This is a genomic window from Sphingobacterium sp. 1.A.5 (genome assembly GCF_002734235.1).
In the GTDB taxonomy this organism is placed as follows: Bacteria; Bacteroidota; Bacteroidia; order Sphingobacteriales; family Sphingobacteriaceae; genus Sphingobacterium; species Sphingobacterium daejeonense.
The window spans coordinates 82181-95912 of sequence record NZ_PEBA01000023.1 but is presented as its reverse complement, the minus strand read 5'-3'; the positions used below and the strand labels follow the sequence as shown (position 1 = coordinate 95912).

General features: G+C 34.0%; 15 protein-coding genes. 5 read left to right on the top strand and 10 right to left on the bottom strand.

Annotated elements, in window-relative coordinates; translation table 11 throughout:
- The 7 genes from CRT24_RS10900 to CRT24_RS10870 all read right to left on the bottom strand — a co-directional run bounded on the left by CRT24_RS10900 (position 1) and on the right by CRT24_RS10870 (position 5571).
- On the bottom strand, positions 1–612 hold the full coding sequence (locus CRT24_RS10900) for an NTP transferase domain-containing protein (protein WP_099371267.1): 612 nt from the start codon (positions 610–612) through the stop codon (positions 1–3).
- Positions 593–1114: a cyclic pyranopterin monophosphate synthase MoaC gene (gene moaC / locus CRT24_RS10895; RefSeq protein WP_257214022.1), complete on the bottom strand. Its 522-nt coding sequence runs from the start codon at positions 1112–1114 to the stop codon at positions 593–595. Before moaC ends, CRT24_RS10900 begins: the two co-directional genes overlap by 20 nt.
- Positions 1083–2276 carry a molybdopterin molybdotransferase MoeA gene (locus CRT24_RS10890; RefSeq protein ID WP_218962612.1) on the bottom strand — a complete coding sequence of 398 codons (1194 nt, stop codon included), beginning with the start codon at positions 2274–2276 and terminating at the stop codon, positions 1083–1085. The genes moaC and CRT24_RS10890 overlap by 32 nt, the downstream gene beginning before the upstream one ends.
- 2 nt (positions 2277–2278) lie before the next feature.
- Entirely contained in the window at positions 2279–3283 is a 1005-nt protein-coding gene (gene moaA, locus CRT24_RS10885; protein ID WP_218962611.1) for a GTP 3',8-cyclase MoaA, read from the bottom strand.
- A gap of 63 nt (positions 3284–3346) precedes the next feature.
- Positions 3347–3799: a GNAT family N-acetyltransferase gene (locus CRT24_RS10880; protein ID WP_099371264.1), complete on the bottom strand. Its 453-nt coding sequence runs from the start codon at positions 3797–3799 to the stop codon at positions 3347–3349.
- A gap of 83 nt (positions 3800–3882) precedes the next feature.
- The gene (locus tag CRT24_RS10875; protein WP_257214021.1) at positions 3883–4605 is read right to left on the bottom strand and encodes a metallophosphoesterase; all 723 of its coding nucleotides are present in this window, start codon (positions 4603–4605) and stop codon (positions 3883–3885) included.
- Between the two features lie 18 nt (positions 4606–4623).
- Positions 4624–5571, bottom strand: a complete 948-nt coding sequence (locus tag CRT24_RS10870; protein ID WP_099371262.1) for an aldo/keto reductase — start codon at positions 5569–5571, stop codon at positions 4624–4626.
- Between the two features lie 305 nt (positions 5572–5876).
- On the opposite strand from CRT24_RS10870, the gene CRT24_RS10865 reads away from it, so the two are divergent.
- Positions 5877–6095: a hypothetical protein gene (locus CRT24_RS10865; RefSeq protein WP_099371261.1), complete on the top strand. Its 219-nt coding sequence runs from the start codon at positions 5877–5879 to the stop codon at positions 6093–6095.
- Positions 6096–6214: 119 nt separating this feature from the next.
- Here CRT24_RS10865 and CRT24_RS10860 read toward each other — a convergent pair whose 3' ends face one another.
- The gene (locus tag CRT24_RS10860) at positions 6215–6709 is read right to left on the bottom strand and encodes an RNA polymerase sigma factor (RefSeq protein ID WP_099371260.1); all 495 of its coding nucleotides are present in this window, start codon (positions 6707–6709) and stop codon (positions 6215–6217) included.
- Positions 6710–7173: 464 nt separating this feature from the next.
- Between CRT24_RS10860 and CRT24_RS10855 the strand changes: the two genes are divergently transcribed.
- From CRT24_RS10855 to ligD, 3 genes are read left to right on the top strand one after another with little or no spacing between them, the layout of a single operon-like run.
- On the top strand, positions 7174–8259 hold the full coding sequence (locus CRT24_RS10855) for an ATP-binding protein (protein ID WP_099371259.1): 1086 nt from the start codon (positions 7174–7176) through the stop codon (positions 8257–8259).
- Entirely contained in the window at positions 8252–8911 is a 660-nt protein-coding gene (locus CRT24_RS10850) for a response regulator transcription factor (protein ID WP_099371258.1), read from the top strand. Before CRT24_RS10855 ends, CRT24_RS10850 begins: the two co-directional genes overlap by 8 nt.
- A gap of 14 nt (positions 8912–8925) precedes the next feature.
- A complete protein-coding gene (gene ligD, locus CRT24_RS10845) occupies positions 8926–11424 on the top strand; it encodes a DNA ligase D (RefSeq protein ID WP_257214020.1) in 2499 nt (832 codons plus the stop codon).
- On the opposite strand, the gene CRT24_RS10840 is transcribed toward ligD, so the two are convergent.
- Positions 11421–12176: a Ku protein gene (locus CRT24_RS10840; RefSeq protein WP_099371256.1), complete on the bottom strand. Its 756-nt coding sequence runs from the start codon at positions 12174–12176 to the stop codon at positions 11421–11423. The two genes, ligD and CRT24_RS10840, sit on opposite strands and share 4 nt — an antisense overlap.
- Positions 12177–12291: 115 nt before the next feature.
- On the opposite strand from CRT24_RS10840, the gene CRT24_RS10835 reads away from it, so the two are divergent.
- Complete coding sequence (locus tag CRT24_RS10835; RefSeq protein WP_099371255.1) at positions 12292–12789, top strand: CinA family protein; 498 nt, start codon at positions 12292–12294, stop codon at positions 12787–12789.
- On the opposite strand, the gene CRT24_RS10830 is transcribed toward CRT24_RS10835, so the two are convergent.
- Positions 12782–13672 (bottom strand): SDR family oxidoreductase, encoded by an 891-nt coding sequence (locus tag CRT24_RS10830; RefSeq protein WP_099371454.1) that lies wholly within the window; start codon positions 13670–13672, stop codon positions 12782–12784. The genes CRT24_RS10835 and CRT24_RS10830 overlap by 8 nt on opposite strands.
- Positions 13673–13732 lie beyond the last annotated feature (60 nt).

Below are 13732 nucleotides of genomic sequence, written 5' to 3'. Positions count from 1 at the left end.
CTAAAGCATTTTTTTTGATATATATTGTTTTGCTTCTTCAAGATCCTGAGGAGTGTTAACATTCATTAGCTTTTGAGGTTGGTCGGACTCAAGGATAAGGCAGTTAGAATTGATCAAGACTTTTCTGGGGCAAGTTTTTCCTTTTCCAAGATATTCTAAGAGTATCGGATAGCTATCAGGCTCCCAAATAGTGATTAACGGTTCTGGAAGACCATCAAAAGGACTTTTGTAGGTAGTTGCAATTTTTTCAGGATTTCGATTTTCAACTAAATTCTTTAAGATTGATTCATCCACTAGCGGAAGATCACATGCAATCACCAACCAAGCTACTTCACGATCAGATCTCAATGCTGTCAATATTCCTCCAGTAGGTCCCATACCAATAAAATTATCGCTCAGACCTTTGTACCCCTCGGCAATATGCTGCAATTGGTCCTGGCGACAGGAAATATAAACTTCAGAACAAAATTGAGATAATAAATCCGCTGCATAGTATTTTTGTTCTTTACCATGCCAATCTATCTGTTCTTTATTATGTCCCATACGGGAACTTTTACCGCCTGCTAGGATTAATCCTTTTAATTTTGGCAACTCATTTTCTTTCGAAATCATTCTTTCCTCCCGACTTTTGGATTAACTTGGTTTCTTTGATGATAATATCATGGCTCAAGGCTTTGCACATATCATAGATAGTGAGAGCCGCAATAGACGCTCCGGTCAATGCTTCCATTTCAACTCCTGTTTTTGCTGTGACTGATGCTGTGCATTGGATGAGTAGTTCGTTCTCTGACGTCATTTCGATGCTCACATTGCAGTTTTCTAAAAAGAGGGGATGACATAAAGGTATCAGTTCAGAAGTTCGCTTAGAAGCCATGATGCCTGCTAAAATGGCCGTTTGAAATACAGATCCTTTCTTGCTGTTAAAATCAGACTTCTCTAATTGATCCATTACCTCTTGAGGTAAATAAACAATACTTTGAGCTGTTGCTGTTCTTTTAGTCACTTCCTTGCCACTTACATCAACAATGATTGGCTGTGACTTATCATTTAAATGTGAGAAACTTCCCATATTGATTTTCTGATTAATTATATCTCCATATTCTAAATGCTTCACCTTTCTTAAATGTATCCTGATTGGCTGGTAATTCTATAAAAGCATTTGTTTCAGCAAGATGAGAAAAATCACCTGAACCATTTGTGTTATGGTAAGAAGCAATTGTTTGTCCTTCATCATTCGTATGAAGTTCTACTTGTGCAAAAAACTGCAGTTCAGTTGGGAATTCGAAATCATTCCCTAAAATGGCATATTCTTTAGTTTCTTTGAGCTCCATGCTTTTTCTAAGCCAAGGAACAAAATATCGGTGTAAGCACATAAAAACAGATACTGGATTTCCGGGGAATGCAAAAACAAATTTGTTTTTAGCTTTTTTTCCAAACCAAAATGGCTTTCCAGGTCTTTGCTTCACTTTGTGGAACATTTTTTTCACTTTTAGCCTTTGCAGTACATCAGGAATATAATCATATTTCCCCATTGAAACTCCTCCGGTCAACAAAATGACATCGTATTCTTCAAAAGACTTTTTCAATGTTAATTCAATATTTTTCTTGTCATCCTTTAGATGTATTTTATGGGCTCTGATCTTATATTTTTGGAGCGTAGCCAGAATTGTCAACCCATTCGACTGTCGGATTTGATAAGGGCTAGGTGTTTCATCTATTCTTACTAATTCGTCTCCGGTTGAAACTACGAGCACTCTAGGAAGCTTTCTTACTAAAAGATTGGTTTTACCAATTGATGCAGAAATTCCTATGATTGCCGGATTAATCACCTTGTTTTTCTCAACAAGAATTTCTCCTTGCAGTTTATCTTTTCCACGTAAGTGAATATTCTGATATGGTTTGAATTCTCCTTGATTAATTGTGGCGCATGAATTTTCTATAGTTATGTCTTCGTACCTTATAACGGTATTAAAGCATTCGTGGACTGCTGCACCGGTCATAATTTCAATACAGGAGTTTTTATCTGTAACATTGATTGGGTTATCCCCAGCAGCTTGGGTTCCTTTGATCAAGAAGTTTCTATTTCCTGAGTGGTATGCTTCAATATTTATGGCTATTCCATCTACAGTTGCTCGATTAAAGGGGGGTAGATCACGGTCAGAATATAGGTCTTCTGCCAATATTCTACCCAATGATTTTACTAAAGGCACCATTTCAGTACCGAAATCAAAAGATTCATTGAGAATGATTTTTTCTGCTTCTTCTACTGTAATCATCACTATCCTCCTATACTTGCCATTGATTGATGGGTTTCATCCATTGAAAAATATTGTTTTTCAGCTTCCCATCCATCTTTAGGTTTATGAATTAAGGCTAATTCAATAAATTCTTTAATCTCTTGGTCTGAATTACCTTGTCGCATTAGATCTCTAAGATTTATGCCTTTTGACTGATATAAGCATGTCCTCAGTTCCCCAACGGAAGTCAATCTCAGTCGATTGCAAGAACCACAGAAATTACGTGTATATGCAGCAATAATTCCTATATTCCCTTGATATCCTGGAATATTAAAATTCATGGCCGTAGAATTTCTTTCATCTTCAATTTTATCCAGCTTAGGATAAGCTGATTGAATATGCTTTATGATACAATTGGCATCCCATTTTAATGATATTTCATGAGTTCCACCGTTGAAAGGCATTTCTTCAATAAAACGGACACTTATAGGTTTATTTTTGGTCAGTTCAACCAAGGGATAAATATCTGCTGTATTGACACCATCCATCACCACGGTATTGACCTTTACTTCGAATTGATTTTCAATTAATTGATCTAATGTGTCAAGTACTTTGCTAAGTTCATCACGCCTTGTTATTTGGAAAAACCTTTCACTATCCAAACTATCTAGGCTAAGGTTAATAGATTTTATTCCAAGATTTTTCAGTTCCTGAATGTTTTTAAAAGTGTTTAGTCCATTTGTCGTTATGGCGATATTTTTTAATCCATTGAGTTGGGTTAAATCATTTAAAAAAGGCATAATTCCTTTCCTCAAGAAGGGTTCTCCACCGGTAATTCGGATTTTAGATACTCCCATTTCTGTGAAAATCCTGCAAATCCTGAGCATTTCCTCATTTGACATGAGCTCATTCTTACTTAACCAATTTAGGCCTTCCGCTGGCATACAATAGGTACAGCGTAAATTACAGCGGTCTATTACCGCAAGCCTCAGATAATCTATTTCTCTCCCAAACTTATCCTTCAACATCATAGGTGTTTTAATCATGTTTAAATTAAGGAAAAAATGGGATACTTTGGTGAGGATTTGAGTTTTAAAAAGTTAAGGCTCTTATAAATGAAGCTTCATTCCTTCATGAGTTGAGTTAAAACCGAGTTTTTCATAAAATTTTAAGGCTTCGGGTCTCACCTTATCTGTTGTTAATTGCAATAAATGTGCTCCTCGGTCTTTTGCCCTTTGAATGGCATATTTGATCATTTTTTTTCCCAAACCTTTAGACCTTTCACTTTTATCAACTCTCACACCCTCAAGTTGTGCTCTAATGCCACCTCTATAAGTTAAATATTGTATAAACGATAGTTGCATACAACCTAATATTTGTCCATTACCATCATCCAATACAATCAATTCTTGGTTTTTATCTTCACAGATTTTATTAAAAGCAGTAAAATATTCAGGTGGGAGAGGTTTTCGGAAAGCCTCTCGCATTGTTCCCAATTTATCATCCGACAAGAGTTCAATGATTCTTTCTAGGTCTTGAATTTCAGCTTTTCTAAACTTCATGATATTGTTTATTATGTTGGCATAGTAAATATATGGAAAAATGTCCTAAGAATAAAGAGGGTTAGTGCTTAATGGAATAGAGTTTAATTTTCCCAGAATTTTGCATAAAAATCGGGAATACCACTGTTTACAATTGCCTCGATGACTTTTTGTTTGTCAAATGGTATTTGGATGATTTCGGGTTTGATTTCCGTTTCATTTATTTCTAATATTAAATAGGATGCCAGTCTATTTCTTTCTTTTGATCTTCCAACTGCACCTGGGTTTATAGCCCATTTGTTATTAATTTTTCTAATGTAAGAATAATGCGTATGTCCCATGATGAGACAATCAATCTGTTCTCTATTTATTAAACTCTCAACTACTGATTCCTCCTCATCTTCAAATATGTACTGATCATTACTATCTGGGTGGGCATGAACCAAAAGAATGTTCCAATGTTTTTGACCTATTTTATAATTCAGTTTTAATGAAAATGGAAGGTTTTTTAAATAATTCCTATTGATCAAAGTAATATGTTTTTTAGAATGATTTATTGCAATTTCCCTAGCCACAGTTTCCTCGGGGGAGTGCTTTTTTTTACGATTTATTGGCTGGTCAAAAGCTACTCTTTCATCATGGTTTCCCAAAAGGGTTGGGATCCTGGATGATCGAAACATGTCAATAATTTCGTTAGTCCAGGGTGCAAAATCTATCAGGTCACCTAGACAGTAAATCTGGTCAATATTCCTAGTGCTTATATCATTTAGCACAGAGTCTAATGCGGGTAAATTTCCATGTATATCACTTATGACTGCGATTTTCATTATCGGTTCATTTTCACATTAATATTGAGACGCATTATTTAAAATAGAGATGTCTTCATCGTCTAATATTAAATTTGGTGCTTCAGCAATTGCTTTCAATTGATTTTCATTTGTAGCACTTGCAATTGGTGCAGTAATTAATGGATTGTTAATCAACCATGCCAATGCTATTGAAGCTTGGGTTGTATTATGCTTGTTGGCAACGATGTCCAATGCACCTAAAACCTCTGTTCCTTTTTCATTGAGATATTTTTCAGCGGCCCCACCACGTTGTGATTTTGAGAGATCATCTTTGGTTCTATATTTCCCAGTTAGAAATCCAGATGCCAACGACCAGTATGGAAATACGCTTAAGTTAAATTGGCTTACTAGTGGAGCATAGTTGGATTCGAAGTTTTCTCTTTCCATTAAATTATAATGCGGCTGTAGTGCAACATATTTGGGAAGGTTATTCTGTTCAGCTATATTAAAGCTCTGCATTAATCTTTCAGGTGTAAGATTAGATGCTGCTATGTGTTTTATTTTACCAGCCTCAATTAATTCTTGATAAGCTGCGAGTGTTTCTTCAATTGGTGTTCTATTGTCATCAAAATGGGTATAATAAAGGTCTATCTGTTCTACACCCAATCTTTTTAATGATTCATCTGCTGATTTTAGGATATGATTTTTGCTAATATCGAATCCGTGTTCTTTGGTTTCAGAACCGACCTTTGTAGCAATTATTATTTTATCTCTACTATTTCTTGATTTGATCCATTTTCCGATAATTTCTTCAGACTGTCCTCCGGTTCCATTGACCCACCACGCATAAGTATCGGCCGTATCAATAAAATTAAATCCAAGGTCTATGTATTTGTCAAGTATATCAAATGATTGATTTTCATCCAAGGTCCATCCAAAAACATTTCCACCAAAACAAACCGGTGCTATTTCTAAATCTGTATTGTTGATTGTTATTTTTTTCATAGTGAATTTGCTTGTTTTTAAATTTAAGAAAAGGAGTTTATAGTTCAGGTCTTTACAATGTCAATAAGTTTTATATTTCTTAGATCATTTGCTAAATCTTTAATGCAAACTCATTTTAAATAATGAATATTTAGAGAAAAGTGTTTCCTACTAATAATTTCAAAAATCTGCTTGTTTGAAATGATATAATTTTGTAACTTGTTGAGAGCTAGCCGGTTGGTGGATAATAATTTATCCTTTCAATTCAGAATTATTAACAATTTAATTAACATTTTCGATAATAAAATAAAAATAGGAGGCATATCATGGACAGTTTAAAATTTGAAATTGGGAAAGTAACCTTGCATCAATTAAATAGAGTTAAAGATGCTATGAATGATATCGCGAATATCAATGACTGGCAAATTGCTCCCTATATCAATGGATATTTATTGTCAGTTGAGGGCATTAATATCGCGAGTTATTCCATTATTTCATCAATTACGGCATTAGGGATCAATGCTGAACAATTGTACGAAGAATAATGGCCAACATTAGGTTTTTCAATTATGATTTAGGTTTTGAAAAGCTTGATAAGAAATTAAATCTTTCCCATAGTGGTTGTACTTGACACAACCACTTTTTTTATAACCATATTTTGCTATTAATTAGGCATATAAACTGTAAGTTTTTTGCGTAATATCTTGCGTATGGTATGTATTCTTGTTTTAATTGTTCCTTCTTTAATATTGGTATATTCTGCTATTTCATGATATTTAAATCCTTCCAAATACATGTTAATTATCGTATAGTTTTCTTCTGAAAGAGATTTAATAGAATTTTCAATGTCATTCAGGATAAACTTTGATTCGGCTTTATTCCTAGAGTTACTGTTTTGGCCATTTAGTGTTAACTCTTTTTCAGCAGTTCGGTGTAAAGCTTTCCTTCTATATTTATTAAGATATACATTTTTCATGATGACATAGAGCCATGAGACTATTTTTGGATGATTAACGAACTTCTCAAGACTCTTGAGTGATCTAATAAAAGTTTCTTGCACAAGATCATCTTTCTCATTTGGGTCTGTTGTGAAATTATTTGCGAGCCGTTTTAAAATAGGTGAATTTTTTTCGATTGTGGCATTGATTAAATTTTTCATGGTTATGCGATTATATGTTAACAGTCTAAATATAACGCCTTGTTTATGAGTATGTTTTGAGATTTTATTGAATTGGATTAAAACGGGTATTAATACTTTTAACAGGTATTTTTTTCACAAAGTAACAAATAGGTGAATTATGTGTTTAATGATATAGTAATCATATATGTAAAAATATCTATCAATTAAGTATAATTTGTTAAAATTTATAATAAATATATCAGCGTAATTTTGTAGCTGATTTGCGACAAATACGTGAATTGAATTATTTAATACTTAATTGTGTTTATTGATATTCATGAAAGAAGATAGAGCAATATTTTTTAACTAATTTTAATAGCTTCTTTAAAAAAGCTAGAATCTAGTCGTTTGTTTAATGTTTTTCAAAAAGAAGTATAATACAACAATCACGCATAAAATAGGGGTACACTAATTAAAAAAATAGGAGATGGGATTAATTAGTCATGCTAGCTTCAAACAACAAATTATTTAAAATCAACCCTTATAAAAGGAGTTATACACTTTTGGAAGAAATCAACAAGAGCGATTTTTTATGCTTTGATGTTTTCTTCAATGAAGGTCCCTTTGCTATTGTTGTTTTGGACAAAAACTTCCATGTAAAGCGGTTAAATGGTCGTTTTGATTATATTTTTGGACTTAAGGGGGGTGACCTGGTCGGTCGAGATATTTTTGAGTTTTTGAACACCGAAGATGCCTATAGGTTACGTGGGATTTTTGAGAACCGCCAAACTTCCAAAAAGCCTTTATTGATTGAATTAGGTTTTAAGCATACAGATAAAAAATACTTGAAAATTGAAACCTTTGTTAAAAAATACATCAATCAATTCAAGGAGCAGCAGTACTGTTTATTATTGTTTGACAAAGAGTTCTATCCGCATGAGCATTGGGTTGAACTGCAAAAGGAGGTTTTTCAAGCCATTGTTGATACCCAAGAACAGGAAAGACACCGGATTGGTACTCAATTGCATGATAGTGTTGCACAGATACTGTATGCTATAAAATTAAACATCCATCATCTCGAGCAAAATCATACTTGTGATGAAGAGGTTCATTCAATCAAAAAATTGCTCAATGAAGCTATTTTGCAAATTAGGCATATTTCAACGGATTTAGTTCCTGCAGTTCTTCATGATTTCGGTTTGAAAGCTGCAATTCAATTTATGATCAATAGGATATCATTACCTGATTTCCAAGTGAAAAGCAAGATTCCGGCTAAGATTGAGGAATTAGATGAAAATTTAAAGCTGGTAATTTATCGCATTATTCAAGAATTGTTGAATAATTGCCTGAAACATTCGGATGCGACAAAGGTTCAAGTTAAAATTGTAAAAAACACAAGGTTATTGAAAATAGAGGTTATTGATAATGGTATTGGATTTAATGAGGATTTTATAATAAATAATAAGAAGGGTACAGGATTGAGAAGCATAAAAAATAGGATTGATTTATACCAAGGAGAGATAAAAGTTTTGAATTTGGACGAGGAAACTAAAGTGGAAGTAAAACTAAACCTTTTAAATAATGAATGAGATAAGAATACTGTTGGCCGAAGATCATTTGGTAGTAAGAAATGGTATCAAACTTCTTTTGAACTCTCAATCTGATTTAAATGTTGTTGCAGATGTAAACAGTGGTAAGGAAGCCTTGGAGATTTTAAATTCCGGTCTTGAAGTTGATGTCGTTATTACGGATCTGGGGATGCATAATATCGATGGTTTGCAATTAATTCAAGAAGTATCTGACCGTTTTCCTAAGTTGAAGGTGATTGTTTTGACAATGTTAGATTGTGAGCAGCATGTCATCAAGGCATTTGAATATGGTGCAAAGGGTTATTTAGTAAAGAACGTTGGTTCGGATGAACTTATTTTCAGCATCAGGCATGTTTCGAAGGGTGGACGATATCTGTGCGAAGATCTTACGATGTCTTTTATCCAAAGTGGTATTGAGAGGCTGAAAGGTAAGAATTTCGAGGTTGAACCTATAGAACTTGATTTGACTTCAAGAGAATTAGAAGTGCTGGAGTTGTTAGGGGAAGGATATACCAATCTTGAGATTTCAAAGAAATTATTTTTGTCGAAACGGACTGTTGAAGGTCATCGGCAAAATTTAATTGATAAAACAAAATCCAAAAATACGCCGGCATTGATCAAATTTGCGGTGTTGAATGGATTGATTCATTAAATAAAAACTATTCTATGATTCGGTTTGTTCTCATCAAAAAGGACATGCCGAATCTAGATACTTATAATAAAAAACGTGATTTTACCCAGACTTCTGAACCGAAAGCTCAGGGTAAAAGTTTAAATAAGACTACCCATAGTTTTGTTGTTCAACGACACCATGCCAGTAGGCTTCATTATGATTTCAGATTGGAGATTGATGGTGCATTAAAGAGTTGGGCTGTTCCCAAAGGCCCATCCATGAATCCAAAAGATAAAAGATTAGCAGTTCAAGTAGAAGATCACCCTCTAAGTTACGGTTCTTTTGAAGGTAGGATACCTCAGGGAAATTATGGTGCAGGTACTGTGTCCATTTTCGATGAAGGTCAATATTCACCACTAGAGGTAAAGACAGATAAGGAGTTTTTGAAAAGTTGGAAAGAAGGGTCCATAAAATTCAGGCTAGAGGGCAAGATTTTAAAAGGCGATTTTGCGTTAGTTCGTATGCAAGGAGATAGCTCGGAAAATTGGCTATTGATAAAGCATAAAGATGATTACTCGACAGACAAGCCTTATGACTCAGAAAAATTGGTCTCAGATGCTGTAAAAAAAGAAGGTAAGGAATTCAAAAAATCATCCTCAAAAAAAAAAGTAAAAACACCTAGTTCAGGTAATAATGAAGATACCGAACTCGAAGGTGATGCTATGTTGGCCAAATTGAGTCAATCTGTCCCTGATTCTGACGATTGGATCTATGAAAAGAAATTCGATGGGTTTAGGGCAATTGCTAAAATAAAGAATCCTGAAGCCGACCTTATATCTAGGAATGGTAATAAATTAAACAAAAAATTCCCCTCCATAGTCAATGAATTAAGTAGTATCAAAACCGATTGTATTCTTGATGGTGAAATCGTAATTGAGGATAGGAATGAAAAGTCATATTTTCAACTGTTGCAATCGGGAGAACCAATTCCTAAAAACCTTAAACTAAAATATTATGTTTTTGATATTATTCAATTGGATGGTAATGATTTACGTTTATTTCCATTGACTGAAAGGAAGGAGCTTTTAGAGTTATTAATAAAAAAATATAAGGTTGAGGCCATTGAATTTGTACCTAATTTGAAACAAGATCAAAATAAGGTTTTAGGTTTTGCAGAAGATAATAAATGGGAAGGAATAATCGCCAAATTAAAAGAAAGTACCTACCAGGAAGGGAAAAGAAATGGAAATTGGTTAAAAATTAAACTACGAAATACCCAAGAGGCGATTATTTGCGGCTTTACAAAACCAGAGGGAGGGAGGTCACATTTTGGAGCATTGGTTTTAGGTTTGATGTCCAATGGCAAACTTAAATATATCGGAAACTGTGGTACAGGTTTCAACGAAAAATCACTTAAAGAGTTATTTGATGAGTTTACACCTTTAATTCAAAAAACAAAACCATTTGAGAGCAGCGAAGATGTTGCAAAAGAAAGGAATGTCACTTGGTTAAAGCCAGAATTGGTCTGTGATGTGTATTATTCTGAATGGACTAGAGATGAGCATTTAAGGCATCCAGTATTTAAGGGATTGAGAGAGGACAAATCTGCTGAAGACACTAAAATTGAAGATAAGGAGGCGCTTGCTATGGAAAATGAAAAAGAGTTGAAGTTTGGTAAAAAGACTGTAAATCTTACTAATTTAAATAAGATTTATTGGCCGAATGATAATATTACCAAAGGTGATTTGCTTGCCTATTATGAAGAAATGGGGGATTTTATTTTACCCTATTTGAAGGATAAGCCCATATCGATGAACCGATTTCCAAATGGGATTGAAGGTCAGAGTTTTTTCCAGAAAGATGTGGATCCTTCTAAGATACCAAGTTATTTAAAAACTACTGAAGTTTATTCCGAAAGCACGGATAAAACTATTGACTATTTATTGTGTAATGATTTGCCGAGTTTATTATATATTGCCAATTTAGGATCGATTGAGATAAATCCTTGGTTGTCTACTTATAAAAAGCCTGAGAAGCCGGAGTTTGTTGTTCTTGATCTAGATCCTAATGGTGCACAGTGGGAGGATGTAATTGCAGTGGCGCATACAGCAAGGGCGGTATTAGATCGAGGTGATATTGAAGCTTTTATAAAAACTTCTGGGTCTACGGGCTTACATATTGTTATCAATGTTGGAGCTAAGTATGATTATGAAATTGCAAGGAGCTTTGTGCAATTCATTGCAGAGTTGGTTCAACAAGAACATCCTGATACGACCAGTATGGTAAGGGATCCAAAAAAGAGAAAGGGTTTAATATATTTGGATTATTTACAAAATAAAGAAGGCCAAACTATTGCAGCACCTTATTCTGCACGTCCAAAGCCTATGGCAACAGTCAGTACCCCCATATCTTGGGATGAAGTTGATAATGATCTGTCTATTCAAGATTTTACAATATTCAATATCTATGACAGGGTTACAACCATCAATGATCCTTGGGAAAAAATATTCAGTAGCAAAGTAGATATCAAGAAAGCTCTAGCTAAATATTAAGCTAGAGATGCTTTCAGTTTTTCCAGTAAATCAGAGGCTTTCGTATTTTCCACATTGATTTTACGGATTGTAGCTCGTTTTCCTTTGCTTTTTTGATTAATAATTTTCATCAACTCTTTGGAATATTCATTCTTGAAGGCTGAGATGTCAAATTCCTTACTGTTTGCTTTAATAAGTTGTAATGCCATATCCATTTCTGCTTTAGATATTTTACTTGATTTAGGAATTTTCAAATCTTCGGTATCTCTGATTTCTTCTTCAAACCTAATTTTATTGAGGACTAAAATATTATTGTATGGTTTGATAATTGCAAGATTTTCTACACTTCGCATAACAAAAGTCCCTAAACCTGCAGTTTTGCTTTTTTCCAAGGCTTGCATAAGTAATTGATATGCTTTTTCTCCCGATTTTTGGGGTTCGAGATAATACGGTGTGTCGAAATATATACTGTCTACTTCTTGAAGTTTTACGAAAGTCTGCAAATTGATCATTTTATTCTTTTCAGGCATAGCGTCTTCAAAGTCAGCATCTTCAAGAACAACATATTTGTCTTTTAACATGTATCCTTTTACGATATTATCCCAACTTACTTCTTTCCCTGTATTTTCGTTTACTCTTTTATATTTTATGTTGGAGAGATCTTTACGATCTAACATATCTAGGTCGAGGCTACTTGATTGTGTAGCCGAATAAATTTTTATAGGTATATTAACAAGTCCAAATCCTATTGCTCCAGTCCAAATTGCTCTCATAAATTAACTTTTCTCTAAAAACAATTTATGATAGATATAGTTCGGTAAAATGAAATTTTAAACGTTTTATCAGATAAGTTGTTTTAGGATAAATGAATTTGAAGGATTTTGATTTATGAATATCAATGAAGAAAAATTAAATAGGTTAGGTGAATTCATGTCTGATCGAGGCTATAAACTTTCTTTGGCGGAAAGTATGCCTGCTGGATTTTTTACAAGTATATGGAGTTTACAGACCGAGGCTGGTAATTATTTACAAGGTTCAATCGTCTGCTATGCTGAAGATGTAAAAATCAATGTTTTAAATGTTCAAAATTCTTTGATAAAACAGTATTCAGCTGAATCTATTGAAGTAACTGAGTCTATGCTCGAAGGTTTGAAAATTCTTATTCCTGCAGATATACACATAGCTGTAACAGGGAAAGCATTCTCAGGTTGTGAAGATAACAACAATACCTCGGCAGGAGATGTATTTCTATGCATCTCTTTTCAGAATGTATTAAAATCTCTTAAAATTCATTGTAATTCTAGGAATGCTGCTGAGGTATTTATTGAATCTTTTAATGCAAGTTTAGACTTGTTAGAATCTATATTAAAGGCTGACTCTAAATAGTTATCCTACCACCTGTTGCTGGAATTGTTGCTCCTGAGATGTATGATGCTGCATCAGAGGCAAGAAAGACATAGATTGGTGCTATTTCAGCAGGTTGTCCTGGCCTTCCAATTGGCGTATTGTCTCCAAATTTATCATGATCAGGAATTGTGCTGGGGATTAATGGAGTCCATATTGGACCAGGTGCTACAGCATTTACGCGAATTCCAGTGCCATCTTGGAGAAGTTTTTCTGCTAAGCTTGCTGTAAAGTTTTGAATTGCAGCTTTACTTGCAGCGTAAGGTAGCAGCGTAGGATTTGGATCATATGCATTAACTGATGTCGTGTTAATGATGCTTCCACCAGCTGGAATATATTTTTTACCATATTTTACCAAATAAAACATGGCACTCAAGTTTACTTCAAAAGTTTTGTTCCATTCTTCCGCTGTGATGTCTTCGATTTCTTTGTAGGTCATTTGATATGCCGCATTATTGATGAGTACATCAATTTTTTCAAATTGAGTAACTGTCTCATCTATTAATTTTTTACAGTTTAACTCATCACGTAAATCACCTTTAAATAAAATGACTTGACTACCAGCCTGTTTTACCCATTCAGCAGTATCATAAGCATCTTCATTTTCGATTTCATCTTTATATGCAATGACGATGTTTGCTCCTTCGCGTGCCATGGCGATTGCAGTTGCTTTTCCAATACCAGAATCTCCACCCGTTATAATCACCGTCTTTCCTTCCAATAAATTATGCCCAACATAACTTTCTTCACCATGATCCGGCAGGGGATCCATTAATTTCGTTTCTCCTGGAGGAGATTGAGGTTGTTTTTTGAATGGAGGCTTAGGATATTTTGTTTCTGGGTTTTCTGAATTATTGTTGTTCATAAGAATATATTTAATTGAAACTCTATTTGTTCCCATATAGAACAAATTCGATGAATAATC

Coding starts and splice junctions, on each gene's coding strand:
- CRT24_RS10900 (WP_099371267.1), bottom strand. CDS start 612: ATGATTTCGAAAGAAAATGAGTTGCCAAAATTAAAAGGATTAATCCTA.
- CRT24_RS10890 (WP_218962612.1), bottom strand. CDS start 2,276: ATGATTACAGTAGAAGAAGCAGAAAAAATCATTCTCAATGAATCTTTT.
- moaA (WP_218962611.1), bottom strand. CDS start 3,283: ATGATTAAAACACCTATGATGTTGAAGGATAAGTTTGGGAGAGAAATA.
- CRT24_RS10880 (WP_099371264.1), bottom strand. CDS start 3,799: ATGAAGTTTAGAAAAGCTGAAATTCAAGACCTAGAAAGAATCATTGAA.
- CRT24_RS10875 (WP_257214021.1), bottom strand. CDS start 4,605: ATGAAAATCGCAGTCATAAGTGATATACATGGAAATTTACCCGCATTA.
- CRT24_RS10870 (WP_099371262.1), bottom strand. CDS start 5,571: ATGAAAAAAATAACAATCAACAATACAGATTTAGAAATAGCACCGGTT.
- CRT24_RS10865 (WP_099371261.1), top strand. CDS start 5,877: ATGGACAGTTTAAAATTTGAAATTGGGAAAGTAACCTTGCATCAATTA.
- CRT24_RS10860 (WP_099371260.1), bottom strand. CDS start 6,709: ATGAAAAATTTAATCAATGCCACAATCGAAAAAAATTCACCTATTTTA.
- CRT24_RS10855 (WP_099371259.1), top strand. CDS start 7,174: ATGCTAGCTTCAAACAACAAATTATTTAAAATCAACCCTTATAAAAGG.
- CRT24_RS10850 (WP_099371258.1), top strand. CDS start 8,252: ATGAATGAGATAAGAATACTGTTGGCCGAAGATCATTTGGTAGTAAGA.
- ligD (WP_257214020.1), top strand. CDS start 8,926: ATGATTCGGTTTGTTCTCATCAAAAAGGACATGCCGAATCTAGATACT.
- CRT24_RS10840 (WP_099371256.1), bottom strand. CDS start 12,176: ATGAGAGCAATTTGGACTGGAGCAATAGGATTTGGACTTGTTAATATA.
- CRT24_RS10835 (WP_099371255.1), top strand. CDS start 12,292: ATGAATATCAATGAAGAAAAATTAAATAGGTTAGGTGAATTCATGTCT.
- CRT24_RS10830 (WP_099371454.1), bottom strand. CDS start 13,672: ATGAACAACAATAATTCAGAAAACCCAGAAACAAAATATCCTAAGCCT.